At 63.2% G+C, this 26,591-nt stretch carries 25 protein-coding genes and 1 pseudogene; 12 read left to right on the forward strand and 14 right to left on the reverse strand.

From position 1 onward, the window contains the following. Positions 1 to 5: 5 nt before the first annotated feature. The 3 genes from BMI91_RS10685 to BMI91_RS10695 form a co-directional block, all read right to left on the reverse strand. Positions 6 to 425 (reverse strand): Rrf2 family transcriptional regulator, encoded by a 420-nt coding sequence (locus BMI91_RS10685; RefSeq protein ID WP_078523320.1) that lies wholly within the window; start codon positions 423 to 425, stop codon positions 6 to 8. A gap of 115 nt (positions 426 to 540) precedes the next feature. Beyond that, a complete protein-coding gene (locus BMI91_RS19835; protein ID WP_158522135.1) occupies positions 541 to 717 on the reverse strand; it encodes a LuxR C-terminal-related transcriptional regulator in 177 nt (58 codons plus the stop codon). 246 nt (positions 718 to 963) lie between these two features. Then, positions 964 to 1,929: a calcium/sodium antiporter gene (locus BMI91_RS10695; RefSeq protein WP_078604906.1), complete on the reverse strand. Its 966-nt coding sequence runs from the start codon at positions 1,927 to 1,929 to the stop codon at positions 964 to 966. 339 nt (positions 1,930 to 2,268) lie between these two features. On the opposite strand from BMI91_RS10695, the pseudogene BMI91_RS20245 reads away from it, so the two are divergent. Both BMI91_RS20245 and BMI91_RS19840 read left to right on the forward strand, forming a co-directional pair. Beyond that, positions 2,269 to 2,432: pseudogene (locus tag BMI91_RS20245) on the forward strand (transposase); the annotation flags it as partial. Between the two features lie 34 nt (positions 2,433 to 2,466). Then, positions 2,467 to 3,291 carry a hypothetical protein gene (locus BMI91_RS19840; RefSeq protein ID WP_158522136.1) on the forward strand — a complete coding sequence of 275 codons (825 nt, stop codon included), beginning with the start codon at positions 2,467 to 2,469 and terminating at the stop codon, positions 3,289 to 3,291. Positions 3,292 to 3,408: 117 nt separating this feature from the next. Here BMI91_RS19840 and ubiV read toward each other — a convergent pair whose 3' ends face one another. From ubiV to ubiT, 3 genes are read right to left on the reverse strand one after another with little or no spacing between them, the layout of a single operon-like run. Further along, on the reverse strand, positions 3,409 to 4,320 hold the full coding sequence (gene ubiV / locus BMI91_RS10705; protein ID WP_244176610.1) for a ubiquinone anaerobic biosynthesis protein UbiV: 912 nt from the start codon (positions 4,318 to 4,320) through the stop codon (positions 3,409 to 3,411). A 5-nt stretch (positions 4,321 to 4,325) separates the two neighbouring features. Then, entirely contained in the window at positions 4,326 to 5,324 is a 999-nt protein-coding gene (gene ubiU, locus BMI91_RS10710) for a ubiquinone anaerobic biosynthesis protein UbiU (protein WP_078542321.1), read from the reverse strand. A 19-nt stretch (positions 5,325 to 5,343) separates the two neighbouring features. Beyond that, entirely contained in the window at positions 5,344 to 5,850 is a 507-nt protein-coding gene (gene ubiT / locus BMI91_RS10715) for a ubiquinone anaerobic biosynthesis accessory factor UbiT (RefSeq protein WP_078521076.1), read from the reverse strand. Positions 5,851 to 6,146: 296 nt separating this feature from the next. On the opposite strand from ubiT, the gene BMI91_RS10720 reads away from it, so the two are divergent. Continuing rightward, positions 6,147 to 6,560, forward strand: coding sequence for an Rrf2 family transcriptional regulator (locus BMI91_RS10720; RefSeq protein ID WP_078521078.1), 414 nt, complete (start codon positions 6,147 to 6,149; stop codon positions 6,558 to 6,560). A gap of 696 nt (positions 6,561 to 7,256) precedes the next feature. Here BMI91_RS10720 and dhaL read toward each other — a convergent pair. Together dhaL and BMI91_RS10730 are read right to left on the reverse strand one after the other, a co-directional pair. Beyond that, complete coding sequence (dhaL, locus tag BMI91_RS10725) at positions 7,257 to 8,999, reverse strand: dihydroxyacetone kinase subunit DhaL (RefSeq protein WP_078604908.1); 1,743 nt, start codon at positions 8,997 to 8,999, stop codon at positions 7,257 to 7,259. 1 nt (position 9,000) lies between these two features. Continuing rightward, positions 9,001 to 9,819, reverse strand: a complete 819-nt coding sequence (locus BMI91_RS10730) for a sugar phosphate isomerase/epimerase family protein (RefSeq protein WP_078604909.1) — start codon at positions 9,817 to 9,819, stop codon at positions 9,001 to 9,003. A gap of 227 nt (positions 9,820 to 10,046) precedes the next feature. Between BMI91_RS10730 and BMI91_RS10735 the strand changes: the two genes are divergently transcribed. The 6 genes from BMI91_RS10735 to BMI91_RS10760 all read left to right on the forward strand — a co-directional run bounded on the left by BMI91_RS10735 (position 10,047) and on the right by BMI91_RS10760 (position 15,673). Then, the gene (locus BMI91_RS10735; RefSeq protein ID WP_078521206.1) at positions 10,047 to 10,898 is read left to right on the forward strand and encodes a transketolase; all 852 of its coding nucleotides are present in this window, start codon (positions 10,047 to 10,049) and stop codon (positions 10,896 to 10,898) included. Continuing rightward, positions 10,895 to 11,923: a transketolase family protein gene (locus BMI91_RS10740; protein WP_078604910.1), complete on the forward strand. Its 1,029-nt coding sequence runs from the start codon at positions 10,895 to 10,897 to the stop codon at positions 11,921 to 11,923. Before BMI91_RS10735 ends, BMI91_RS10740 begins: the two co-directional genes overlap by 4 nt. A 33-nt stretch (positions 11,924 to 11,956) precedes the next feature. After that, on the forward strand, positions 11,957 to 12,712 hold the full coding sequence (locus tag BMI91_RS10745; RefSeq protein WP_078604911.1) for a glucose 1-dehydrogenase: 756 nt from the start codon (positions 11,957 to 11,959) through the stop codon (positions 12,710 to 12,712). Positions 12,713 to 12,855: 143 nt separating this feature from the next. Then, a complete protein-coding gene (locus BMI91_RS10750; RefSeq protein WP_078571293.1) occupies positions 12,856 to 13,830 on the forward strand; it encodes a TRAP transporter substrate-binding protein in 975 nt (324 codons plus the stop codon). Positions 13,831 to 13,880: 50 nt separating this feature from the next. Next, positions 13,881 to 14,405, forward strand: a complete 525-nt coding sequence (locus tag BMI91_RS10755) for a TRAP transporter small permease (protein WP_232621666.1) — start codon at positions 13,881 to 13,883, stop codon at positions 14,403 to 14,405. Positions 14,406 to 14,416: 11 nt separating this feature from the next. Continuing rightward, positions 14,417 to 15,673: a TRAP transporter large permease gene (locus BMI91_RS10760; RefSeq protein WP_075777519.1), complete on the forward strand. Its 1,257-nt coding sequence runs from the start codon at positions 14,417 to 14,419 to the stop codon at positions 15,671 to 15,673. 56 nt (positions 15,674 to 15,729) lie between these two features. On the opposite strand, the gene BMI91_RS10765 is transcribed toward BMI91_RS10760, so the two are convergent. From BMI91_RS10765 to BMI91_RS10790, 6 genes are all read right to left on the reverse strand, one after another. Next, positions 15,730 to 16,719: a LysR family transcriptional regulator gene (locus BMI91_RS10765; protein WP_078549242.1), complete on the reverse strand. Its 990-nt coding sequence runs from the start codon at positions 16,717 to 16,719 to the stop codon at positions 15,730 to 15,732. 212 nt (positions 16,720 to 16,931) lie between these two features. Beyond that, positions 16,932 to 17,699: a DeoR/GlpR family DNA-binding transcription regulator gene (locus BMI91_RS10770; RefSeq protein ID WP_078604912.1), complete on the reverse strand. Its 768-nt coding sequence runs from the start codon at positions 17,697 to 17,699 to the stop codon at positions 16,932 to 16,934. 22 nt (positions 17,700 to 17,721) lie between these two features. Then, positions 17,722 to 18,657 (reverse strand): sugar-binding transcriptional regulator, encoded by a 936-nt coding sequence (locus BMI91_RS10775; RefSeq protein WP_078604913.1) that lies wholly within the window; start codon positions 18,655 to 18,657, stop codon positions 17,722 to 17,724. Positions 18,658 to 18,752: 95 nt separating this feature from the next. Further along, complete coding sequence (locus tag BMI91_RS10780) at positions 18,753 to 19,685, reverse strand: sugar phosphate isomerase/epimerase family protein (RefSeq protein WP_078604914.1); 933 nt, start codon at positions 19,683 to 19,685, stop codon at positions 18,753 to 18,755. Beyond that, complete coding sequence (locus tag BMI91_RS10785; protein ID WP_078604915.1) at positions 19,685 to 21,193, reverse strand: glycerol-3-phosphate dehydrogenase; 1,509 nt, start codon at positions 21,191 to 21,193, stop codon at positions 19,685 to 19,687. The genes BMI91_RS10780 and BMI91_RS10785 overlap by 1 nt, the downstream gene beginning before the upstream one ends. Before the next feature lies 1 nt (position 21,194). Further along, positions 21,195 to 22,796 carry an FGGY-family carbohydrate kinase gene (locus tag BMI91_RS10790; RefSeq protein ID WP_078604916.1) on the reverse strand — a complete coding sequence of 534 codons (1,602 nt, stop codon included), beginning with the start codon at positions 22,794 to 22,796 and terminating at the stop codon, positions 21,195 to 21,197. A 529-nt stretch (positions 22,797 to 23,325) separates the two neighbouring features. Here BMI91_RS10790 and BMI91_RS10795 point away from each other — a divergent pair. From BMI91_RS10795 to BMI91_RS10805, 3 genes are read left to right on the forward strand one after another with little or no spacing between them, the layout of a single operon-like run. Beyond that, positions 23,326 to 23,967 carry a DUF2291 family protein gene (locus tag BMI91_RS10795; RefSeq protein WP_078604917.1) on the forward strand — a complete coding sequence of 214 codons (642 nt, stop codon included), beginning with the start codon at positions 23,326 to 23,328 and terminating at the stop codon, positions 23,965 to 23,967. Further along, positions 23,964 to 25,514, forward strand: coding sequence for a sugar ABC transporter ATP-binding protein (locus BMI91_RS10800; protein ID WP_078604918.1), 1,551 nt, complete (start codon positions 23,964 to 23,966; stop codon positions 25,512 to 25,514). Before BMI91_RS10795 ends, BMI91_RS10800 begins: the two co-directional genes overlap by 4 nt. A gap of 11 nt (positions 25,515 to 25,525) precedes the next feature. Further along, a complete protein-coding gene (locus tag BMI91_RS10805; protein WP_078521234.1) occupies positions 25,526 to 26,560 on the forward strand; it encodes an ABC transporter permease in 1,035 nt (344 codons plus the stop codon). Positions 26,561 to 26,591: the final 31 nt, after the last annotated feature.

Below are 26,591 nucleotides of genomic sequence, written 5' to 3' on the forward strand. Positions count from 1 at the left end.
TCCTTTCAGACCGCAGATGGAACAGTGGCCGGCAAGGCGATGTCTGCCAGCGTCGAACGATCGAGTTCTGCCAAAAACGCGGTCTCTGCGGCGCGGAGTCTGCCCTTCAGGCCGCAGACGGGGGTAATGCAGCACGCGCCGTCAGGAGAGAAACATTCGACAATGGCCTGGTCCTGCTCGAGAAGCCGCACGAGGTCTCCCAGAACGATCTCGTGGGCGGGACGGCCGAGCATTGCGCCGCCACCGGTCCCGCGCCGCGTGGTCACGAAGCCGTGCCGGGCCAGGCGCTGAATGACTTTATTCAGGTGGTGGCGAGAGATACCGAACTCTTCGGCGATCTCGGCTGTCGAGAAGGCACGCTCCGGCGCGCTGGCCATCCGCATCAGCGCTCGGAGTCCGAAATCTGTGAAACTGGTCAGGCGCATATGGTGCCTCCAACAAACAAGCATCAGAAATGCTTGTTATAGATTTAGCCACGATCACGCAATGATCTTCGCGTTAGGTCGGTCATATTGAGGCGCGATCCTCGGTTCCGTAGTTCTAACCCGCGCGAATTGCGAACAAGCCTGCGCGGCAGGAGATGTCCAGCTTGCCATCGGCGCGCTTGCGGCAGGTGATCACGCTGGAGGGGGCGATGCCGAGCTCGGCCGCGATTGCCTCGGATTTGCGATCAGAGGGGATGCCGAGGCAGACGGCGCGCTCGCGGTCGCTGAGCACCGTGAGCGGGGCCGGGACGCCGGTGTCGAGGGCGCGCTCGAAATGCAGCAGGGCGAGCCGCGCGGCCAGTCTGGCGAGGTCTGGATCGCAGACGTCGTCCTCCGCCTCGACCGTCTAGAAGCTGACGAAGAGACGCAATGTCTCGCTCAGGTCGAGCACCGTCGTCGTCGCCTTGAGGCGCGGCCGTTGACCGGGCGATCTCTGTTCCAATGCCTTGGGTGAACGAACGCCCCGCTGTTAGAAAAGCTAGCTGGCAATACCGTTGGAAAACAAGAGCACCATATATGCTGCATAGGCGGCCAACATAAGCGCACCCCATACGCGACCAATCTTCTTAGTAGCGAACAGCAAGCCCAGCAGTAGGAGAGACGACGCCAGCATGACTGGGGTATCGATCTCGCGAAAGCGCGTGCTGACTTCGATCGGATGGATCACGACGGTGACGCCGAGGATCGCGAGGATATTGAAGATATTCGAGCCGATCACGTTGCCGAGCACAACATCGGGGTGACGCCGGATCGCCGCGACTATACTGGTGGCTAGCTCTGGTAGCGACGTTCCGATAGCCACGAGCGATAGGCCGATTACCGCGTCGGGCACCCCGAACTCGCGGGCGATGTTTACTGCCCCTTCCACCAGTAAGTCCGCTCCGAACACCAGAGCGGCAATGCCAACAATGACCAAGAGCGGCGCAAGCCAAGGTCGCGGTAGCGGAATGTCTTCGAACTCCTCAGCTTCATGTTGAAATGCCGTTGCCCGGCGGTTGCGTTTTTCCAGCCAGTAGCTGGAAAAGAGGTAACCCGTGAGGACCAGAAGCATTGCGATGCCTTCGATCCGAGTGATGATTTCACCCTGAACAAGTGCGTAGGTCGCCAGCGAAACAAGTGTTGCGACCAACGCTTCGCGCAGAGCTGTTCGCGCCCAGCCAAGGATCGGTGTGATAACTGCTGCCACGCCGACAATGAGCAGAATGTTCGCGATGTTCGAGCCTACGACGTTACCCAAAGCAATCTCAGGCGCGCCGTCTATGGCAGCGTTCACGGAGACAAGCAGTTCCGGTGTCGACGTGCCGAAACCGACGATGATCAGACCGATTAAAAGCTTCGAGATGCCGAGGCGCTCGGCAATTGCGACTGAGCCACGCACGAGCCCTTCGCCGCCGACAAAAAGGAGAATAAGGCCGGCAGCCACGAGGAGGAGGTCATGCAACATTTCTATTTCTGTCCGATAGTTGTGCTCGCCTAAGAAGACGCATCGCCATGACTTAGTGCGCCGGTTACAGGAAAAGAATAGGAAGGCCGCACGTTCAGGAGCGGACCGGTCGGTATTCCGCCAAAGTGCCTTGAACCGGCAGTCCGTCTTTGGTCTTTTTCTGAGCTTAGCCTCCTCATCAGCTCTTTCAGAAAACACTCCCGACGTGGGCCGACAATCGTGGTTCTCGGAACGCGTAACTCGGTCATGCTGATATAAGTCGGAGGCGGCCCGAAATTCGGACACTGAAATAAGCTACGATTTGCGGTCTGCTGATCTTCGCCGAGAAGGAGGTCAGAGATGTCGAAACGCACGCAGCACGCGCCCGAGTTCAAGGCAAAGGTCGCGCTAGAAGCCTGAAGGGTGAAGAGACAGCGGCCGAGCTGGCGAGCCGGTTCGGGGTGCATCCGACGATGATCCATCAATTGAAACGGACCCTGCTCGAAGGCGCGTCCGATATGTTCGAGTGCGGGGGGCGCACTGGGGAGCGGATCAAAGTTGGGTTGGACTCTAATCGATGGTCGTGGAAAAATCCCATGGCAGGTCAATCCAGCTACGGGCGTTGAACGCTTCACACAAATGGCAGCTCAATGGAAAGACATCGTCCAATCGGTCGCGAATGACGAAAAGCTGAAGAAATCGTCTTCTGAGGTTGAAGCGTCTGCCGCGAGTTGGATCGCCGAAGAACGCGACCTATGCCTACACATGTCGAGCCATGTAGGGACACGCGTTGACAGCATCGTCGAACGCAAACTCCGGGAAGATCCTGCAGCAAGATTGAAGGAGCAAATAAGCTCGATCGTCGAAACGCATATGCTGACCTCGAAGCTCCGGGTTCCAGATTGCGCATCAGATATCGACCTCTGTGCAGACATTGCGCGCAAAACCGTGTCAGTTTCGATGACTGTCAAAGCGCCGACTGATCGAAAGTCAACAAAGGCGCGGCTCAATTGGCTGCTGAGGATGCTTCCCCAAAATGACGAGCGGATTTTTGTTCGCGCTCTTTGGCCGGGCCGTTGCCCTCCAACCATGAAGCCCATTTCGCTCCTTCGCGAAGAACCGGAACTAATTCAGACCGACAATTTGGACCTCGTTCCCCATGGATTTGAGATATTGATGATCGAAGGGCTCGGAAAGCGTTTCGGAGGCCGAAGGACTGTTATCGAAGACATTGAGCGTATCGTTCCAGAGTTTTACGACCTTGTGGGAGCAAATCTAAAAGCATGGCAGGCCCCTCCACCCAAACCAGTGAAGTCGCGCACTGCGCCGGACCCGGGAGAACTCGAACCAAATGATCTCGGCGATGCCGGTTCACTACCGTAAAGCAAGGCGTAAGAAAGCGTTCCCTTCGTCGCCGCGGCGAGTTTAGAAATGCAAAGGTCTACGGCCAGGTCCCTGAATCTCGAAAGTCCGAAATTAGCTATCGCGTCCTTATCGCGATTAGTTTGCCGCGGCAGCGGCAATGCGCCGATACCCCGCTTGACCGTGATAGAACCCGTTGGAGAACGAAATCCCGTCGCAAAGTTTGCGCAACGCTTGTTCACCGTCGATCAAGCTGTGGGTGCCATCCAGAACGTTGCGGAACGTCGTAGCCACTGCAACCATATCCACCGCCTGTGGCATCAGCCGAAAATGGGTGACGCCGTTTACGATCATCTGTCCGGCTTCGGGCAACAGGTCGATGTAGCTTTCCGACTGGGTCTGAATACCGTTCACGCGAAGGATCGGGCGGTCGTCTGTGGTGCGCAAGGGCATGCCATCCGCGTCCTCTTCGCACACGAATTGGCAGTTATCCTTGGTCCGGCCATGGGCGCGCGCATGATAGCATCGTGCGGACACCGCAAGCGAAGCACGGCCAAACACCTGCACTTCCACCCCCAGCCCAAGCTCGCGCGCCGCCGCAGCGGCCGCAGCAATCGCCGGGGCAGGCATTTCGGTCGGCAGGCAGACATGCGTCGCACCCCGGCCCGCCATCCAGGCGATGGTCGCCTCATTATAGGCGTTCATGAACGGACCGATGCGGTGCGGGCGCTTGCCTCGTGCAAACAGGCCCGCCGCGTTATTGATCTCGATCCCTGGCGCTTCCATGGCGGCCAGATCGGCTGTCGCCTTGCGTTCGCGTTTCAACATCACCTCGGCCAGCGACGACAGGATCACCGTCTTACCACCGCGTTCCAGCCGTTCGATCGTGGCAGGCAGATCGGCCTCGTGAAACGGCGCGCGCTTCGAGCAGATGACCTCGCCCAGATAGACCTCGTCAATCGGCGCCTCGTCGGCGACACGAGCGTAGAAGTCGCGCCGCGTCTGGGTGGACCAGTGATAGGCGATGGGGCCCAAGGTCAGTTTCGTCATGTCGTTTACCGCCATTTCTTTGTCTCGAACGCGCCCTGGGTCTGTTTCTGGCCCTCGGTCAGGGCGACCAGATCGGCGATATTCGCCTCTCGACCCGCGCGGATGTCATCAACGGCCTGCCGGAAGGCCGACACCACACCTCGGACATAACTCTTCGATCGCTGGCGACCTTCGATCTTAAAGGCGTGAACACCGGCCTCGACCAGATCGGGAAGCAGCCGGGAAAGGTTCAGGCTGATCGGCTCCTCGAAGGCATAATATGGCTCGGAGCGGTGCGGCGCCGTATAGCGCCCCTTGCAGATTGTCGGGTAGCCTGCCTTTTCGTCTGCCCCGAAGCAGTCGATAGTGAAACCCGCGAGTTGCGAGGACATAGAGCCATCCGTGTGGCGCTTGTATTCCACGTCCGAGGCCGGAGAGCACACCCCGTCCATGTTGGTCGATTGCCCGGTGAGGTAGTTGGTCAGGCTGCACCGTCCTTCGACCATCAGCCCGTGATTGCCGAAGATAAAGGTCTCGATCTCACAGGGAATTTCCTTGCGGATTTCACGGATCTCGGGGATCGTCAGGATGCGCGGCAGCACGACGCGTTTCACTGCGAAATTCTCGCAATAATACCGGATCGCCTCGGGACTGGAGGCGGCGGCCTGAACTGACAGGTGCAGACGAACACCGGGATGGGTGCGCGCGATATAGTCTGCCACGCCCATATCCGCGACGATGAAAGCATCAACCCCAAGCAGCGCACCTGTATCAGCGGCTTGTCGCCACAGATCGACCTTGCCCGCAGGCGGGTAGGTGTTCAAAGCGAGCAACACCTTGGTGCCCTTGTCATGCGCGTAGGCGACCGATGCGGCCAATTCGTCCGGGGTGAAATTCAGTCCGGGAAAGTTGCGTGCGTTGGTGGCATCCTGAAAGCCGCAGTAAACCGCATCGGCGCCGGCATCGACGGCGGTGCGCAGGGCGGCGGGCGTGCCGGCCGGGCAGATCAGTTCGGCGAGGCTCATGGGACGAGGGGTCCTTTCTTCACGTTGGATAGGCGCGGCGCAGTCTTGCCAGAATGGCGCGGCCAGCAGGGCCGAACATTCCAGCGGTTTCCTCGGCGATGGATCCATCGACATCGTCGAGTGCATTGCGAAGCCGCACGACAGCTTCGGTGTCGCCCGTGACTTCCAGGTCGCGGGAGAAGAACGCGGCATCTCCATCCTCTTCGGAATCGACCAACTCCAGAAGCAGCATGAACTTCCCCCGAATTGTGGCTCCCGCTTCGGGCGCCGCATTGCGCGCGACGGCCCGGAACACCAGCGCTTGCGGATCTGGTCGCAGGTGCAGGGCAAAGGGCAGTTCCACCGGATCGATTACGAAATCGGTCCCCTGATGTGGACCGAGCCGCGAGAAAAGCGACGGATGCTGTTTGGCGACGCGCCTGACCACGCGGGTCAGGACGGGTTGCACGATCACGCATGAGAGGCGAGCGAGCACGGACGTGCCTAGGTCGGCAGCGCGCGGGAGTGTGTCGTCGCCCGCGCTCATGACTGGAGCATTCTAGTGGCGCGCGCAGGCGATCCGAGCTGGGAAGGCCGGGCGAAAATGATGGAAGGGAGTGAGTGGATCATCGTCTTGCCGTTTCTTGTCCGAGCGAGTGCATGGCCGCCTCGATCCGTGAAAAGAGCCCCTCGTTCTCGAGGCTGCTGCTTCCGTCGAGATTTTCCGCGAGCAGAAATCATGGCTAGGCTTTCTAATTTGCGGATTCTCTAGGTAATTAGTATTTGGATTACGTATTACACTCACTTAATGCGCATTGCAAATACCAAATCGCGAAGCTGCATTTGCGTCTCACCTCCTTCACCGACTTCGGACTACACGTCCTCATGGGGATGGCCAGCACCCCTGATCGACCGTTCACCACCGCGGAGCTGGCGGAAGAGTTCCGTATTTCACGCAATCATCTGGCAAAGGTGATCTCGTCACTGTCGGCTGCTGGCTATCTGGAAACGCGACGCGGCGGCGGCGGTGGTGCGGTGCTCGCGCGGCGGCCTGAAGAGATCCTTCTGGGCGACGTCGTCGCCTATCTCGAGGCAGACCAGGCTCTGGTCGAGTGTTTCCTGTCCGGGAGCGCCGCCTGCACATTGACGCCGCACTGCCGTCTCAAGGCGCGCCTGGCCGCTGCCGAGACAACCTTCATTGCCAATCGCAACCGCAGTTCGCTTGCGGAATGCGTCTATCCGCCACTTAACGTGTAATCGGCCGTCAGGGTCATTAAGGCAAGGACCGCGAAGCGCAACGTCTTCGTAACCACCGTGCGCAACTCGAACATTTAAGTTCTACAAAACCAAGCGAAGCTAAGCAAAAGACCACGTCCTGCCCAAAGGCACGCAATAGAAAGTGTCTGGATGCGGCTACTCCGAACACGGCACGGATGCGTCTTCTTCCGCTCTGAAGGCGTCAGTGGCGCCAATTTTGCGTTTGAAACTTTCACGAATGGTTCACGATCTGTCCGTGACTTTTTGAAACACTTAGCCATTGAAAAGCAACGTTTTCTTCCCGGATTGCAAATCCGTGTACACCGGTTCGATTCCGGTACTCGCCTCCACTACTTAGCCGAAAATCGGGGCACTGCATTGCAGCTTGGTTTCCAGAACCGACCCCGGTTTCCGGGTTTTCCGGCTGACATTCCAGATACCCAATCGTAGTCTGGCGCCGCAGCAGCAGCGGACTGGAATGAGGCGAAAAACGCCGCGATCATAGCGGATGGCTTCGCCATACTCGCAGACGGTCTTTACGGGAAAGCGCGCTCCGCGCCGCTGGTTGCGACAACATCGCCCACGAAAGCGTAGTGGTGGTGATGTGATCCTCTCAAACGGGACCAACTGGAGCCAGACGCTCGGACATCGAACGCGATGACGGGCGGGGCGCCCTTGAGAGCGCCCCGATCATGATCAATCGCGTAGGGCCTCGGTCATCGCGACCAGCATGACATGGGCCGAGGCCGCGCCCGGATCCATGTGCCCGACGGATCGTTCTCCCAGCTTGGCCGATCGACCCCGGCGACTTTCGATTTCAGCGGTGTAGTCGCGGCCGTTTTTTGCGCCGGCGCAGGCCGCGTCGAGGCAGGCGATCACGTCACCGCCCGATTGCAGGGTCTCGCGCGCTTTCGCCACCGCCGGAACCCATGCGTCGATCATCGTCTTGTCGCCGACCTGTGCGCCACCGCGCGACTGGATGCCGGCGCAGATTCCCTCGATCCACGCGACCATCGCACCGGCATCGAGGTTGAGCCGATCGGACACTGCCTCGCCCGCCTTGCGGAAGGCGGTCGCATAAAGTGGCCCGGAAGACGCCCCGACCGCGTCGAGAAACGCCTTGGCCATGCGCGCGCAGGTCTCGGACACGGTCTCATCCGTCGGGTCTTTCAGCTCCTTGCGCACCGCGGTCCAGCCGATATCCATCGTGACGCCGTGATCGCCATCCCCGATGACCCCGTCGAGCTCCGACAGCCAGTCGCGGTTCGCGTGGATCGAATCTGCGATCGCCAGCATCATCTGGCGGAAACGCACAGGCGTGACGGGGCCATCCGTGGCGAGGGCGGATCGCTCGATCCCGCTTGTGCTGGAGGCGGCGGCATGAGTGCGGCGGGTGCGCTTGCCCACCGGCTCAAGGCTTCCGGCGACCGTGAGCGCAGGCGTCCGGCACGGCATATCGAGCAGCGTCTTGAGGTCGTCGTCCAGCTTGAGGAGCGTGATCGAAGCCCCGGCCATTTCCAGAGAGGTGCAGTATTCCCCGACCCAGCTGTGGTGGATTTTCACGTCGCGATCGCCAAGGATCTGCGCGATCCGGCGGTGCAGGATGTAAAGCTCCAGCGGCCCGGTTGCGCCCAGCCCGTTGACCAGCACCGCGACCTCGTCCCCCTTAGCCAGTTCCATGTCGGTCAGGATGGCCTGCATCAGCTCGTCGCTGACCGCATCGGCGCTTTCGAGATGACCGCGACGCATGCCCGGTTCACCATGGATCCCCATGCCGATTTCCATCTCGCGCGGGCCAAGGTCGAAATTGAGCTTGCCGGTCTGGGGCAAGGAGCACGCGCTCAACGCGACGCCCATCGAGCGGCAATTGTCATTGGCGTGCTGTGCTGCGGCATAGCAGGCTTCGAGATCGCGACCGGCCTCGGCTGCGGCGCCCGCGATCTTGAAGACGAAGAAATCCCCGGCGATGCCGCGTCTTTCTTTCTCCCGGCCCTTGGGCGCCGAGGCCACGTCATCGGTGACCTGAACCGAGCGGGCGGGAATACCCATCCCCTCGCATTCCTCGGCGGCCATGTCGAAATTCATGACGTCGCCGGTGTAATTCCCATAGAGGAACATCACCCCCGCGCCCCCCTCGACCGCGCGCGCGGCATCCATGATGTGCTCGGGCGAAGGCGAGGCAAAGACGTTGCCGACCGCAGCCGCATCCGCCAGGCCGCGTCCGACATAGCCCGCGAAGGCCGGTTCGTGCCCGGAGCCGCCACCGATGATGATCCCGACCTTGCCGTCGCGCGGGCCGTCCTTGGCCACAATCGCGCGGCGCGTGGCACCCTCGACGGTCAGCAGGTCGGGATGGGCGGAAAGCATCCCTTCGATCGCTTCGGGGATGATGTCCTCGGGCGCGTTCATCAGTTTCTTGGTGCGAATGTCGTCGGTCATCTCAGCGCCCCTCGGCAATAGTTTTCGCGGCTGCGGTGGTCTGTTCGATCCACGGCTGTTCCTTGGCAATCGCCGCCTCGAGGCCGTCGCTCTCCAGCATCAGCCAATGTTCGAGGATCACGCTCATGTCGGCCGGGCAATGCGCCAGCTGGTCGAGGGTCCACGCGATCGGCGCGCGGCCCGTGCCCAAGGGCACTCCATGAATGCGGAAGCCGACGCCATAGGGGTCGGGCGTAATCTCGTAATCCTTCAGGTGCAGGTTGATCGTCCACGGCGCCAAGAGAGTGATCGTCTCTTCGGGCCACTCGTTTGCACAGATCGAATTCGCCACGTCGAGACAGACCCCGAGGTGATCGTCGCCGACCGCTTCCAGCAGCTCGACCATACGCGGGCTGGGATAGTTGAAGTGGTTCTCGATCGCGATTTTCATGCCTGCGGCACGCGCACGATCGACCCGGGGGCGCAGCTGCTCGGCCAGCTCGGCCACCGGCATATGGCTGTCCTCGGCATCGAGGGCCACGCGCACGATCTTTGAGTGAAGACGCTGGCCGATCTCGATATAGCGGTCGACTTCATCAGCATCGAAACATTGCGTCCCAAGCTCGAGTTGCAGGCCCTTTTGTTGGGCGATCTCATAGAGCTTGTGATGATCGTCCGCAGTGTAACGATCCAGCGGCATGTTGTCCGCATATTGCACGACCTCAAGTCCGAGCGCTTCCGCACGATCCAGAAGGTCGAATGCCGTCAGTGGCTTAGCGGGGATCTGATCCTTGATCCCGATGGACCAGCGATAGGCGTAACTGCCCAAACCCAGTTTCATGATGTCCTCCCGTAGTCATGCTCTGCACACGACCTCCTCAGTGTAGCGCGCAGAGCTTCCCCAACAGGAGTAGCGGGGAAATCACCGCTCGGACATCAAAACCAGCCAGGAAGTTGTGAAGAAATACTAACAACGAGTTTAAGTTTCCTTTCTTTTTTTGGAGCGCTCCTCGCGGCAGTGTTCTGGGCAGGATGCGGCTGATGGAGGATCGCCGCAGGGGAGGAACTATGCCAGAACTTACCGCAAATCTGCGGTCGAACGTCTCGTTGGCGCGCCGCGCCTGGGGCATCCGTCGCAAAGCGCTCCAGATGGGCGAAGTCCAGGGACAGGGCTATGTCGGTCAGGCGCTTGGCGTGGCTGACGTTCTCGCGACCTCTTATTTCCACGCATTGAACCTGCGCGCCGACGATCCCGAATGGGAAGGGCGCGACCGTTTCCTGCTGTCGATCGGCCATTATGCGATCGCGCTTTATGCCGCGCTGATCGAGGCGGGCATCCTGCCCGAGGACGAGATCGGCACCTACGGGATGGACGACTCGCGGATGCCGATGTCGGGCATGGCCTCTTACACGCCGGGGATGGAGATCACCGGCGGCAGCCTCGGCCATGGGCTGGGCATCGCGGTCGGCATGGCGCTCGGGCTGAAGGCGAAGGGCGGCGATCAGTTCGTCTACAACCTGATGTCCGACGGCGAACTGGGCGAAGGCTCGACCTGGGAGGCCGTGATGTCGGCAACCCAGCATCGTCTGAGCAACCTGATCTGTATCGTAGATTTCAATAATCAGCAGGCCGATGGCCCGACCCGTGACGCGCTCGCCGTCGGGGCCGAGGCACCGAAATGGGAGGCCTTTGGCTGGCACGCGCAAGAGGTCGACGGCAATGACCTCGATGCGCTGGTCGCGGCCTTTGACGCTGCCCGCACCTGCCCCGAGCAAAAGCCCCGCGTGATCATCTGCAATACCAAGATGTGCAAGGGCGTGCCCTTTCTCGAAGAGCGCGAGATCACCCATTTCGTCCGCGTCGAGCCCGATGAGTGGACGCGCGCACTGGATATTCTAGACGCAGAGGTGCCCGCATGACCGCCGCAGCCCGCGCCCGCAAATACGAACCCCGCCGCGTGCCCGAGACGAAGGTCGCGACGAGCGCGATGATCGCTTCGCTGGCGGCGGAAGGCTATGACACCGTCGCGGCCCCCTTCGGCCACGCCTTGGTCGAGGCCGCCAAGGACGATCCTCGTATCGTGGGGCTGACTGCGGATCTCGCGAAATATACCGATCTGCATGTCTTCGCGCAGGCCTATCCCGACCGTTTCTACCAGATGGGCATGGCCGAGCAGCTTCTGATGTCGGCAGCGGCAGGGATGGCGCATGAGGGCTTCATTCCTTTCGCGACGACCTACTCGGTCTTCGCCTCGCGTCGGGCCTATGACTTCATCTGCATGGCGATCGCGGAGGAGAACCTGCCGGTCAAGATCGTCTGCGGCTTGCCGGGCCTGACCACGGGTTACGGCCCGAGCCATCAGGCGACCGAGGATCTCGCGATCTTCCGCGGGCTGCCGAACCTGACCATTCTCGATCCCTGTGACGCGACCGACGTGGCGCAGATGGTGCCTGCGATGATCGCCCATGATGGACCGGTCTACGCACGGCTTCTGCGGGGCAAGGTGCCGTCGGTGATCACCCGCTATCGTCCCGACTACCAGTTCGAGCTGGGCCGCGCGCAGATGATCCGCGAGGGGCGCGACGTTTTGGTGGTCTCCTCGGGGATCATGACCATGCGCGCGCTCGACGCGGCGGAGTTGCTGGCCAAGGACGGGATCGACGTCGCGGTTCTGCACTGTCCGACGATCAAGCCACTCGATACCGAGACGATCGTCGCGGAGGCAGGCAAGGGCCGACTTCTCGTCACCGCCGAGAACCACTCCGAAGTCGGCGGGCTGGGCGAAGCGGTTGCCCGCTCGCTCCTGCGCGCAGGGGTGACGCCGTCTTTCCGCCAGATCGCGCTGCCCGATGAATTTCTCGAAGCGGGCGCGTTGCCCACGCTTCACGACCTCTATGGCCTGAGCACCGCGAAGGTCGCCCAACAGATCCGCGGCTGGCTTTGAGCGCCGCGCCAACGACACGAAGAAAGGAACACAATGGGACTTCTGAACGGTAAATTTGCCATCGTGACCGGGGCGGCCAGCCCTCGCGGTCTCGGCAAGGCGACGGCGACGCTTTTCGCGCAGCATGGCGCGACCGTGGCGATCCTCGACCTCGACGCAGATCAGGCCGCTGCCGCTGCCGCCGATCTGCCCGGCGAGGGACATGTCGGGCTTGCCTGCAACGTCGTCGACAAGGCAGCCTGTCAGGCTGCCGCGGACGAGCTGATCGCCAAATGGGGCGCGGTGGATATCCTCGTGAACAACGCGGGCATCACCCAGCCGCTCAAGCTCATGGACATCATGCCGGAGAATTACGACGCGGTGACCGATGTGAGCCTGCGTGGCACGCTCTACATGACGCAGGCGCTGACTCCGCATTTCCGCGAGCGCAAGGCCGGTTCGATCGTGAACCTGTCCTCGGTTTCCGCGCAGCGCGGCGGTGGCATCTTCGGTGGCCCGCACTATTCGGCCGCGAAGGCGGGCGTGCTGGGGCTGACCAAGGCCTCGGCGCGCGAGCTTGCCCCCGACGGCGTGCGCGTGAACGCGCTTTGCCCGGGCTTCATCGCCACCGACATCACCGCTGGCAAGCTGACCGAAGAGATGCGCACGCAAGTCCTCGCCGGAATTCCGATGGGACGCGCGGGCACGGCAGAGGATGTTGCTGGCTGCGCGCTGTTCCTTGCCTCTGACCTTTCGGCCTACTGCACCGGCACCGAAGTCGACGTGAATGGCGGCTCGCTCATTCACTAGGCCGACCGAATAACGCCTGTTCGCGGTTGTGCCTGACCGCAAGGCAACTAATCTCCGGCCCGCAGTGAGGTGGGCCGGATGAAGCCGGAGCCAATCCGGCGGGACGGTGAGGAGACCGTCCGAACCAATCGGGAGAGAGACCAATGAAATCTATGTTGACCATCGCACTTCTCGGCGCGACGGCCCTTGCAGGGGCCTCGACGGCGCAGGCTGACGAAGTGATCTTCGCGCATGGCGCGAACCCTGGAAATCCGCGCTACATCGCGGCGGAAAAATGGGCTGAAATCTTTACCCAGTGCACCGACGGCAAGGATACGGTGAACGTCGCGGCCTCGGCCACGATGGGCGACGACTCTGAGATGCTGACCTCGACCGCGGCGGGGGTGATCCAGGTCACTGCCAACAGCCAAGGTCCGATGGCGCAGATCGTGCCGCAGATCGGCCTGCTGGGCCTGCCCTTCCTGTTCAAGGATCTGCCGACCGCGTGGAAAGTGCTCGACGGGCCGGTGGGCGACTCGCTTGACGCCGACGCACAGAAAGCCGGGCTCAAGATCCTCGGCTTCTGGGATAACGGCATTCGCAACATCACCACGGTCAACAAGTTCGTCAAAGAGCCTGCCGACCTCAAGGGCCTCAAGATCCGCACCCCGCCGGATCAGATGACGATCGACATCTTCGACGCGCTCGGCGCATCGCCTGCGCCGCTGGCGTGGTCCGAACTGCCCTCGGCGCTGCAATCGGGCGTGTTCGACGGTCAGGAAAACCCGCTGACCAACATCAACTCGGCCAAGCTGCAGGAGATCACGCCCTACATCACGATGACCGGGCACAAGTATGAAAGCACCCCGGTCGTGGCCAGCCTGTCGTGGTGGGAAGGCCTTGATAAGGCGACGCAGGATTGCGCGCTCAAGGCGACCTCGGAAGCGGGCGCGATGGAGCGTGACATGTCGCTCAAGGCAGACAAGGAGTTGATGCCGAAGATGGAGGCAGACGGCGCCAAGTTCGCTGAGGCGGACCGCGCGGCCTATATCGAGGCAACCAAATCGGTCTATGACAAATACGCCAAGGACTACCCCGATACGGTCGCCGAACTCAAAAAGGCTGCGGGGCTGGAATGATCGACTCTGACCGCAGCGACGCCGCGGGATCAGGCGAAGGGAGGGGGCGTATGCGCCCCTTCCTGCGCCTCGCGCAAGGCGTGATCGACCTGCTGGAATGGTCGGGAAAGCTGATCGCTGCGGGCACGCTTTCGGTGCTGTTCGTGGCGCTTTTGACAAACGTGATCCTGCGCTACGGGGCCGGCAAGGGCATCCCGTGGGCCTATGAAATTCACGCTATCCTGCTGCCGTGGCTGGTCGCGGGCGGCATCGTCATCGCCACCGCGCGCTCGCGCAACATCGCGATCACTTTGTTGCCGGAGTTGGCCGGAGCCCGGGTTCGGCGCGCCTTCATGCTGTTTGTCGAAGCCGCGATCATCGTGATCTCGATCTCGGTCCTCTGGTCAAGCCAGCCGATCCTGCGCGCCTCGACCTTCCAGACGCTGTCGACCCTCGGGGTCAAGGCGATCTGGGGCTATTCCAGCATGGTCTATTCATTCGGAGCGATGGCCATCATCGCCGCGCTCGACATCGTGTTGCTGCTGGGGGGCAAGTCCGTGATGGATGACGATCCCGCCCATGCAAGCTTGAGCTGAGGAGACCCGCAATGGCCGGTGTCATGATCTTCGTCTTCTTCGTGCTGCTCGCGCTTGCCGTGCCGGTGGCACATGCGATGCTGGGCGGCGTCGCCGCTGCGCTGTGGCTCGACCACAAGCCGCTGGCGGTGATCGTGCAGCGTCTCTACACGCCCACCCAAAGCTTTCCGATGCTCGCGGTGCCGTTCTTCATCCTCGCGGGCAACCTGATGATGGCGGGGCGGTTCGGCACTTATCTGGTGAATATCGCGCGTCTGGTCGTGGGGAACTTCAAGGGCGGCCTGGGACAGGTCTCGATCCTTGGATCGGTGATGTTCGGCGGTGTCTCGGGCTCGGCTGTGGCCGATGCGACGGCGATGGGTAACGCGCTGATCCCGGTGCAGAAAGCCGAAGGCTATCCGGGCGGTTTCTCGGGGGCGATCAACTCTGCCTCGTCGACCGTCTCGGTCCTGATCCCGCCGTCTATCCCGCTCATTCTGTACGGGCTGGTCTCGGGAACCTCGATCATCAACCTCTTCGTCGCGGGCATCCTGCCCGGGGTGATGCTGGGTGTCGGCATGTTCATTGCCGTCGCGATCGTGGCGCGCCGCCGCAATCTGCCGCGCTCGCCGCTGGAAGGAGGCTTCGCCGCCTTCCGCAGCCAGATCTTCAGCGCGATCCCGGCCCTGCTGATGCCCGTCTTCGTGATCGGCACCCTCCGCTTCGGCGTGGCGACCCCCACCGAGGTCAGCGTCATGGCGGTCGCCTATGCCCTTCTGGTCAGCGGTGTCATCTATCGTGACCTCAATCCCAAATCCCTGTGGGAGGCGGTGGTCGACACGGCGATGATGACCGGCGCGGTCATGTTCATCATCATGGCGTCCTCCACGATCCAGTGGCTCCTGACCGCCGAGCGCGTACCGCAAGAGCTCGCCGCATGGGTGGCTGCGACCATTCAGGAGCGCTGGCTGGTGATCCTCGCGCTGAACGTGGTGATGTTGATCGTGGGCGCGTTCCTCGATCTGCCCGCAGCGGTGCTGCTGCTTGGGCCGCTCTTCGTGACGATTGGGCATACGATCGGTCTCGATCCGGTGCAGCTTGGCCTGATGATGGTCGTGAACCTGTCGATCGGTCTTTATACGCCACCGGTGGGAACCACGTTGTTCATCTCAGCCGCGATCGCACGGGTTGGCGTGATGGAGGTGGTGCGTTCGCTGGCGCCCTTCTACCTCGTGGCGATCCTCGTGCTGGCGCTGATCTCCTACGTACCGGCGCTGACGATCTACTGACCCGGATCCAGCATCCGCATCCATTGCGCGCGCCTTGGCGACAGGGCGCGCGTATTTCATTCGGGCAGGTATTCTTCCCCCGGAAGCTGTCGCCCACGCTGCTCGCGGATGCGGCAGCCCAAGCCAGTGATCAGCGCCGAGGCGCGCGCATCATGAGCGGCGCCCTCCTCCCGCATCCAGTCCGAGAAGATCCGCACGATCCGACGGCTGGTATGGCGCGCCGGAGAGACGAGCCAGTAGGCAGGGAAACGGATCGCCTCGAACGCGGTCGACAGCGGGACAAGGGCGCCACGCTCCAGCTCGTTCAGCGCAAGCGTCGTGCTTTCCAGAACGACCCCAGCCCCGTCAGTCGCCAACTGAATTGCCATCGACGAGCGGTCGAACCGCATCGGGTAGATCATCCGCTCTCCCATGATGCCGTGCCGCGCCAGCCAGAAATCCCACCGGTAATGGGTCTTCACCGAGTCGATCAGCCGCGCCTGTCGCAACTGCCCGATCGGATCGTCGGACAGCGCGCGCAACTCTTCCAGATAGCCGGGCGAGCACATCGGCAGCACGAGGTCATGGACCACCGATTCTTCATGCAGGCCAGTCCAGCCGCCTTCGCCATAGCGCAGGTCCAGATCGACGACCTCCGTCTCGAAGTCGGAGAAATCGGGCGCGGCATCGATCCGCATGTCCCAGTTCGGCGCAAGCTCGAGAAACGACTTGAGCCGCGGAGACAGCCAGCGCACCGCGAAAGAGGGCGACACCCGCAGGATGAAATGGCGCGTCTCGCGCTGGCGCTGGATCGCGGAGCGCACGTCGCGCATCATCCGGAACGCCTGCGTCGTCGTCTGGAACAGTCGTTCGCCATCCAGTGTCAGTGACAGTCGCCGCTTCTCCCGTTTGAACAGGCGCACACCCATTTGCTGCTCGAACTGCCGGATCTGTTGGCTGACGGCGGAAGGCGACACGCCCAGCTCCTCGGCCGCCTTCGATATGCCGCCGAGCCGAGCGACGGCCTCGAAGTGATTCATCGCGTTGAGATTGATGTCTTTGAGCATGTCCTGCGCCTTGGAAATACGACCGTGCCGGATACGATCGCGCGCAAATCGTGTGGCGGAAGCCGTCACGGATGCTGCCCGGCATCGCGGCAAGTCTTTCCATGATCTTTAATGGCAGATGCAAACCCTGTGAAGCGCTGCTTCAATTCACTGCGCTTTCCCGATGGCGCAACCAGCCCGCCATCGTGACAAAGGGCGGAAACAGCGGTGCCCTACCCGCTTTTCGCGACTTTGAGCGCGGCCCCCGTGGCTTCGATCTGCGCCCGGGCTGCTTCCGACGGTTCGGCATCGGTGATGACCGCCGCGAATTCCGAGAAGTCAGCCAGAACGTGCAGCGCCGTCCGGTCGAAACGCAGATGGTTGATCAGCAGCACCGAATGCGCGGCGGCGTCCATCATGCCCCGTTTCGCACGCGTGATGTCGTCGTCCATGTGATAGACGCGCCCATCGCCCGCCGCCGGCGTCGAGATGAAGGCCAGATCGGCGCGCAGCGTGGCCAGCGCGCCTTCCGTGACCCGACCGACCCACGCGTTGTATTTCGCCGAATAGCGCCCGCCCAGCGCGATGACCGTCATCCCCGGCTCGGCTTTCAGGGCCTCCATCACCGCGTCGTTGTTGGTGATCACCGTCAGCGGACGCTTCTCCGGCAACAAGCTGCCCAACACGGACGCGGTCGAGCCATCGTTGACCATCACGGTCATCCCCGGCTCCACCCATTCGAGCGCGGCGCGGGCCATCCGCTCCTTGAGGTCATGGCCCTGCAGCTGGCGGAACCGGAAATCGCTCTCGAATTGCGAGCCGGGCTCGATCGTGGCGCCGCCCCGGATTTTGCGCAGCAGCCCTTCCGTTTCGAGATCGTCGAGATCGCGGTGGATCGTCATTTTCGAGACGCCGAACCGTTCAGCCAACTCGTCAAGCTGCACCGCCCCGTCGCGTACCAGTGCGTCGAGGATGCTCTGCCTCCGGTCGTCTCGTTTCATCAGGGTCGTCCTTTGCGTGCCGTCAGCTCAATAGCGCGCGCGCGGTCCGCTCGTCGGTGATCAGCCCGGCCACCCTGCCAGACCGCAGAACTGCCCGGATCGCTTCGACCTTGTCCGGCCCGCCCGCGATCGAGACGATATCCTCTTCGCGCTCGGGATCGTAGCCCACTGCGAGCGTTCGGGCGGAAAGCGTGGTTTCTACAACATTCCCGGAGGCGTCGAAGAAATCGCCCAGCATCTCGCCCTGCGCGCCCGCCGCTGCAATCGCCTCGATCTCACCCGGTTCGATCATCCCCGAGGAGACCAGCTGAGCATCAGCTGTCGCGGTGCCGATACCGACAATCTTAAGCGTCGCGGATTGCGCCATGCGGAAGACCTCATCGACGCCGCGCTGCGACAGCAGCACCTCGCGGTCCTCGACGGTATTGGCGAAGAACGGCACCGGCATGACATAGGCGCGCGCGCCGGTTTTCTCCGCGATGCGATGCATCACGTCATGAGGGTTCGCCGCGAAATTGCGGGTCAGCCCGCCAAGCAGCGAGACGAAATGCAGCCCCTTGGCATCGGTACGCGGCAGTTGCCGGGTCACTTCGGCCAAGGTACGGCCATGTCCCAACCCGATGATCGAATGCTCGCCCGCTTCGAACTGACGCTTGAGATAGGCCGCGCCCGCCAGTGCCAATGCGCGCAGCGGCAAGCCCTCTTCCCCGATATCCGGCGCGACTTCGCAGAGCTTGAGATCGTAGGTCTCGAACAGCCGCGTCTCCAGCTCGACGCATTCGACGATATCGCCCTCGATCGACACTTTCACCCTACCGTCGGCCACCGCCTTGGCGATCAGCCGGTGGGCCTTGACCGACGGCAAACCGAGCCGCTTGGCGACCTTGGCCTGCGTGAGCCCGCCCACGTAGTGCATCCACGCTGCGCGGATGGCGAGTGTTTCATCGGTGTCGTTCATGCTGTCCTTCGGCTCGGGCCGCGCAAGATCGTTGCGCGGCGTTATTGATAAGGCGCAGGCAAGGCCTAGGGAAGCCCCGCCGCGTTGCCCGGACCTCAGACCTTGAGGTCGGAAGCACCGGTGTCGATATGCGGCGCCCAGAACGCCACGCTCTCGGCGATCTGCGGGATCACCTCGCGGTCGTTGGGCTCGCGTTCCTTGAAGGACAGCTCGAGGCAGATCTCGTTATCCGCCGCGCCGCCCTCGGCAAAGGCCTTGAGCAGTGGCTCGGGCTGGATGCGGCCGCGCGCGTTGAACTCCGCCGTGAAGGGCCGATGCCCGCCCTTGTCCATCAGGCTTTGCTTGATGTGGATGATCGGAGAAACCTTCGGCACCGCCCGCGCCCAGGCATAAGGGTCGAAATCGTCCGGGTTCTCGGAGGTCACGTCGCCATGGTCGATATCGGCCATCATCCACATCGGAATCGCCATATTCGCTGCGGTCAGCCGGTCCTGCAGCGCCATGCATTCGGAGATGGTCTCGCCGAATTCGCGCGCGACGCTCATCGGCTCCCAGAAGACATAGTCCAGCCCGGCGGCCTTGCCGTGCTCGGCCACCTCGGCCCAGCAGTCGATGGCGATCCGGATCATCTCTTCGCGCTTGGCCGGGTCGTCCTGCTCGCGATAGGTCAGAATGGCGAATTGTGTGCCGACAGACGTTCCGCCGAGATCCGCGGTGATGTCCGCGAAAGTCTTGAACCAGTCGACATAGTAGCGCCGCACGTCGCGGTCGGGATGGCCGAAATGGTTGAGCCGCCCGTAAGGCCCCGTCATCCCAGAGGTCACCCGCACCCCGGTCCGCGACAGCGCCACGCTCATCTGCCGCGTCAGACGTCGGATCACCGGCGCGGGCCAGGACGGGTTGATGAACTCGTGCGTCAGTTGCAGGTCGCGAATCCGCAGATCGCGGGCGACGCAATCGATCAGGTCATCCGGATCGGCGAAGCGGTTCACCAGCGGATTGGTGTTCAAAGACAGCGTCAGTCCCATCAGGCAGCCACCGCATGCGCCGTGTCGAACCATTCGGTGAAGGCGGCGATCTCGGCCTCGGACATGGTCAGCCGGTGCTTGGTGCGCCGCCAGAGGATATCCTCCGCCGTGGCCGCCCATTCATTCTCGACCAGCCACGTCACCTCGGCCTCATAAAGATGCCCGCCGAAGTGACGGCCCAGACCTTTGGGGTCATTGGCCGTGCCCACGATCCGATGCGTGAGCGTCCCGTAGCGGCGCCCGTAATATTCGCGCAAGTCCCGGGACATCCACGGATATTCAGCCTTCAGCGTCTCGCGGAACGCATCGTAATCCGCCCCGGGCATGTCACCGCCCGGCAGCGCCGCCTCTTCGGTCCAGTCGCCGCCCATCTTCGGGAAGACATGGCGAATCTCGTGCATGCCCCGTTCGGCCAGCTCGCGGAAAGTGGTGATCTTGCCGCCGAAGATGTTCAGGAGCGGCGCGCCGCCCGTCTCATCGAGATCGAAGACATAGTCGCGGGTCACCGCCGAAGGGTTGCCCTTGCCGTCGTCGAAGAGCGGCCGCACCCCCGAGAAGGTCTCGAGGATATCCTCGCGCCGCAACTTCTCCTTGAAGTAGCGGTTCACGCAGTCGAGCAGGTAGGTGATCTCGCCGTCATCGATCGAGACATCCTCGGCCCGGCCTTCGTAGGCAATATCGGTCGTCCCGATCAGCGCCTTGTCGCCCTCGTAGGCGTTGATAAAGATCACCCGCTTGTCGGTATTCTGTACAAGGTAGCTATGCGGCCCCTCCCAGAATTTCGGCACGATGATATGGCTGCCTTTGACCAGCCGGACGTTGCGCGTCGAATTGGCCCCTGCGACCCGGGTCAGCACGTCGGTCACCCAAGGACCGGCGGCATTCACCAGACACTTGGCGAGGAATTCGCGCTTTTCTCCGGTCAGGATGTTCTGCGTCACCACCCGCCATTTACCGTCCTCGCGCCGCGCGCTGATCGCGGGCGAGCGGGTCATCACGATGGCCCCGCGCTGCGCCGCATCGAGCGCGTTGAGCGTCACCAGACGGGCATCGTCGACCCAGCAATCGGAGTACTCAAAACCGCGCGTATACTTGTCGAGGAGCGGCGCGCCCTCCGGATCGCGAAGCAGGTCGAGCGTGCGCGTCCCCGGCAGCTTCTTGCGCCCGCCGAGATGGTCGTAGAGGAACAGCCCCAGCCGCACGAGCCATGCCGGGCGATCCTGCGGCGAATGGGGCAGCACGAAGCGCAGCGGCCAGATGATATGCGGCGCGGCATTCATCAGAACCTCGCGTTCGATCAGCGCCTCGCGCACGAGCCGGAACTCGTAATATTCGAGATAGCGCAGCCCACCATGCACCAGCTTGCCCGAGCGCGACGACGTGCCCTCGGCAAGGTCATCCTTCTCGCACAGCGCCACCTTGAGGCCACGGCCCGCCGCGTCGCGCGCGAAGCCCGCGCCGTTGATGCCGCCTCCGATGACGAAAAGATCCAGTTCCTGCGTGCTCATGTCACGATCCTCCTTGCGCAGTGCGCGGCGCATCGATTTCGGGGGTGGTCCGCCGGTCGCGATGATCTGCGAGCCGGTCCCAGACCGGTTCGAGCGCCTCGCGGGCTTCGGCATAGGCGGGGTAAAGGTCTGCGTAGGTGGTCTGAAGCGCCGGGTCCGGCGCTTCGGCCTCGCCCAGAAGCGGCGTGACCCATTCGGCGACGCAGCTTTCCATGTCCGGATAGGCACCGATCGCGACGGCGGCCATCATGGCGCAGCCAGCGGCGCCCGCCTCCTCGCGCGCCGACACCCGCACGGGCGCACCGACGGATGCGGCAAGAATTCCGCGCAACGCGCCGGAGCGCGCAGCGCCGCCGGTCAGTCGCAACTCCCGCGGCAGCTCTCCCATCGCGCCGTAGCAGTCGCGGGCGGCCATGCCGAGGCTTTCGACGACGGCGCGGATCATGTCTGGGAAACGGTGGCCTGCAGAGAGGCCGATGAATCCGGCGCGGGCATTGGCGTTGACCATCGGCCCGCGCTCGCCCGCCTCGGAGACATAGGGTTGATAGAGCAGCGCGCCCGGTTCGGATCGGGCCAACCAGCCATCGATCCGCGCCACCAGATCGGCGTAGTCATGCGGATGACCGGTCTCGCTCATCAGGTCGGCAGCGACGCGCAGCGCCCAGTCGATGTTCAGCGTGGCGGCCATGTTCGTCTGGACCTGCGTGACCATGCCCTCTGCCGGAAGGCAGATCACATAGCCCGAGCGCCCGTTCAGCGTGACGTCCTCGTCGCGCACCGCGCGCATATGCACCCCGGTCGAGCCGATAGTGGAACAAGCCGCCCCCGGCGTGCCGGTATGCACGCCCGCACCGAGCGCGGTCATCACCATATCCACGTAGCCAAGGCTGACGGGCGTGCCGGCCAGCAGCCCCGTCGCCTCAGCCGCCGCGTCGCTCAGCGGATGGGTCTCGCGGCTGCCGTCGAGGATCGGCGGCAAAAGATGGCTGCGGCCGCGCAATTCCAGCGCCTCGATCACGAGGTCGGAATAGCTGCGGGTGCGGAAATCACCAAAGGTGAAGCTCGCCTCGGAGGGATCGGTCGCGCGGACGCCCGTGAGGTTCAGATAGAGCCAGTCCTTGCAATGCAGCGCCACCTCGGCCCGGTCCAGAAGCTCGGGGCAATGGCGATCCATATGCGCCATCTGCGCGCCTTGCTGGCAGGTGTTGAGCGCGGTGCCCGTGGCGCGAAAGCGGGCCGCATCCCGGCCATGCCCGGCCAGCCTGCGGGTGGTCTCCGCCGCCCGCGCATCGAGCCAGAGCCAGGCATCACCGACCGGGCGATCGCCCTGCCCCACGAGCCACGTACCGTCGCCCTGCGCGGTCACGGCCAGCGCAGCGGTGCGGCGGGCCAGCCCGTCGACACGCTCGCCAAGGCTGCGCAGCGCGCTGGCGCAATCGGCCCATGTCCGGTCCATGTTCTGTGTCGCGGCCCCGTTCGGGCCACTGTCGTAGCGGTTCGGCACAGCCGCCGCCGCGATCTGCCGACCCGACAGATCAAAGGCCACAGCCTTGATGACGGAGGTCCCCGCATCGATGCCGATAATGATGTCGCGATCAGCCATGCTGCACCGTTTCGGGACGCAGATGGCGAGCCACGCAAGGCGCTTGTGCCATGCGACCTCCTCCCTTGATTTGCGACCGCGGCCCCTCCAGCCAATGCGGTCTTCTCGGGGACAAATCTGCCCTCGAGACGCATCAAGCATACCCAAGCCCGACCACATGTCGAGTGTATTTTTTTTCTTTCTTTGTAATTTTTTTCAGGTATGGTGATCAGCACGAACCGAACGCCACTGCCCGCCAAACGGAGGAAAAGGCTGGCAAATTCAGTGGATTCGGCGAGTGGCAGGCGGAACGGGCATCGGCACGATTCGTCTTGCGAAACGGGAGGATGGCGGTCTGCACTTTGGATAGGCCGCGCGAGATCTCAGCCGCGACACGCACCCTGACGACGCCGCCCGCGCGGCGCGCGACAGGTGCTGGTCTCAAGCGCGCCGGGATCGAGCGAGCCGGTGTCGTTTGGCGCCCGGGTCAACATCTCCCGACACAGGATCAACAGGCCCCGCCGGGGCCCGAGGGGAGGAGCGACAGGCCATGAATGCCACCGATATTTCCATGAAACCGCGTATCGGCCGGCGGGGCGTCATTGTCGGCGCCGTGGCGCTGTGCACCCTCGTCGCGATCGGGCTCGACACCACCGTCGTCACCATCGGCTCCGAGCAGGACACCCGCGTCGACGGGTTCTCCCCCGATGCCTACGGCTCCAAGGAATTCCCCCGCATCCGCGACGATGTGGCCAAGCGCGCCGTCGACGCCAAGACGCTCGCCGCCGCACTGGCCGAGGACAAATCCGCAGCCGCCAAGAAATACGGCACCGGCGGCGCGATGCCTGTGCTGCCCGTACGCGTGACCGGAACGGTCGGCGAAGGCAAATCGGGCATCTACGATATCAATGTCGATGGGCTCGACAACGTGCGCATCCGCGTCCAGACCGGCCCCGCGATCAACGGCACCGACCTGCGCGACGCCCCCGGCGACATCTCTTTCGGCGCCTTCAAGAACCAGATCGAATACCAGGACGCCGGCGCGGGCATTAACCGCGCGATGAAGGCCGAGGTGCTCGACGGGATCGATACCGCCAACCTGACCGGCAAGACGGTGACCGTCACCGGCGCCTTCAAGCTGATCAATCCGAAAATGTGGCTGATCACCCCGGTCGAGGTGAAAGTCCAATGACCGTGCAGCAAAGCATTCGTCCCGACGCCCCGCGAGGGACCGGCGAGGTCGTCATGTCGGCTCGCCACGTCGCCAAGCATTACGGTGCGGTGAAGGCGCTCAAAGGCGTGAATTTCGACATCCATCGCGGTCAGGTGACGACGCTGTTCGGCGAGAACGGTGCGGGCAAATCGACGCTGATGAAGATCCTCGCGGGGATCGTGACGCCGACCTCGGGGCAGATTCTGCTCGACGGCGAACCGGTGACCTTCAACGGCGCGAATGACGCGCTGGCGCAGGGCATCTCGATCATCCACCAGGAACTCGCGCTCGCGCCGAACCTGAACGTGCGCGACAACATCTTCATGGGGCGCGAAATCCGCACCCGCCGCGGCGTCGATTTCGCCGAGGAAGAGCGGGTCACGCGCGCGCTGATGGAAGAGCTGGAAGAAGAGATCGACCCGCTCACCCCGGTGGAAGAGCTGCGTCTCGGGCAGCAGCAGATCGTCGAGATCGCCCGCGCCCTGCAGGCGAAAAGCCGCATCCTGATCATGGACGAGCCGACCTCGGCGCTGTCGGCCTCGGAAGTCGAAGTGCTGTTCAAGGTGATCAACGACCTCACTGCGAAGGGCGTCAGCATCGTCTATATCTCGCACCACCTCGAAGAGGCACTGGAAGTAACCGATCACGCGGTGGTTCTGCGCGATGGCGAAATGACCGCCTACGCGCCACGCAACGAAATCGACCTCGAATGGATCGTGCGCAACATGGTCGGCGAAGGGTTCGACCTCGGCACGCCTCCCGACAGCAAGATGGGTGAACCCTCGCTGATCGTCGAAGACCTCTGCGTTCCCGACCCGTCGGGTCACGGGCTGGTGGTCGATCACATGAGCCTGAGCGTGCGCGCAGGCGAGATCGTCTGCATCTACGGTCTGATGGGCGCCGGGCGCACCGAAATGATGGAATGCGCCGCCGGACGCCTGCGCGCGAAAAGCGGGGCGGTGAAACTGCACGGGCGCGACATCTCGCATATGTCGATCGCCGAACGCATTGAGGCCGGGCTGGTGCTCGTCCCCGAGGACCGTCAACGCGACGGGCTGGTGCAGACCATGACCGTCGGTCAGAACCTGTCGCTGTCCTCGATCGGCGCCTTCACGCGCGGCCTGTTCACCAGCCGCAAGGACGAGCGCAAGGTGATCGACGACTCGATCCGCGAAGTGACCGTGAAAACCGATGGCGGCGGCGCGATGATCGGCTCGCTCTCCGGCGGCAACCAGCAAAAGGTGGTCATCGGCAAGATGCTCGCCACCCGGCCCGAGGTGATTCTGCTCGACGAGCCGTCGCGCGGCATCGACATCGGCGCGAAGGCCGAGGTCTTCAAGCTGCTCGCGCGCACCGCGCAGGAGCGCGGGCTGGCCGTACTCTATTCGACCTCGGAAGTCGGCGAATGCCTGAGCATCGCCCACCGGATCATCGTGATGAACAGAGGCCGGATCGCGGCCGAGTTCGATCACACCGCAACCAAAGAACAGATCATGGCCGCCTCTGGCGAAGCCGTGCACCACTAAGGGAGGCCAACATGGCGGACGTTACGAATTCCAAGCCCGGATCGGGCGGCATGGGCCTGAACATCGGCAAGATCCTTCTGGAGGGCCGCGCATTCTTCGCCCTCGTCGCGATCATCGCCGTCTTCTCGATCCTGTCGCCGGTCTATTTCAGCATCGGCAACTTCCTGATCATGTCGTCGCATGTCGCGATCTTCGGGCTGCTGGCAATCGGCATGCTTCTGGTGATCCTGAACGGCGGCATCGACCTGTCGGTCGGCTCGACGCTGGGCCTCGCCGGGGTCGTCGCGGGCTACCTGATGCAGGGGGTCGAGATCCCGGCCGCCGGTGTCGTGCTCTACCCGCCAGTCTGGGCCGTGGTCGTGCTGACGATTTGTCTGGGCGCCTTCGTGGGGCTGATCAATGGCGTGCTGATCGCGTTCTTCAATGTGCCCGCCTTCGTGGCCACGCTGGGGATGCTCTATGTGGCGCGCGGTGTCGCGCTGCTGATGACCAACGGCCTGACCTACAACAACCTTGGCGGCGCCGAAGCACTTGGCAATACCGGCTTCGACTGGCTCGGCTTCAACCGCATCGCGGGGGTGCCGATCGGGGTGATCGTGCTGGCGCTGGTCGCGCTGACGGTCGGCCTCGTGCTGGCACGCACCGCGTTCGGCCGCTGGCTCTACGCCTCGGGCGGCAACGAGCGCGCAGCGGAACTCTCCGGCGTACCGACCCGCAGCGTGAAAATCTCGGTCTACGTGCTGTCGGGCATCTGTGCCGCCATCGCGGGCCTCGTGCTGTCGTCGCAGCTGACCTCGGCAGGCCCCACCGCAGGCACCACCTACGAACTGACCGCCATCGCGGCCGTCGTGATCGGCGGGGCCGCCCTGACCGGCGGGCGCGGCAACGTGCGCGGCACGATGCTGGGCGCCTTCGTCATCGGCTTCCTGAGCGACGGGCTCGTCATCATCGGCGTCTCTGCCTACTGGCAGACCGTCTTTACGGGCGCCGTGATCGTGCTCGCCGTGCTGCTCAACAGCCTGCAATACGGCCGCGCGCGGCGCTGAGACTTCGAGGACGCGGGACAGGGAGGTCCCG

Origin of the sequence: Thioclava sediminum, assembly GCF_002020355.1 — a bacterium.
Lineage (GTDB): Bacteria > Pseudomonadota > Alphaproteobacteria > Rhodobacterales > Rhodobacteraceae > Thioclava > Thioclava sediminum.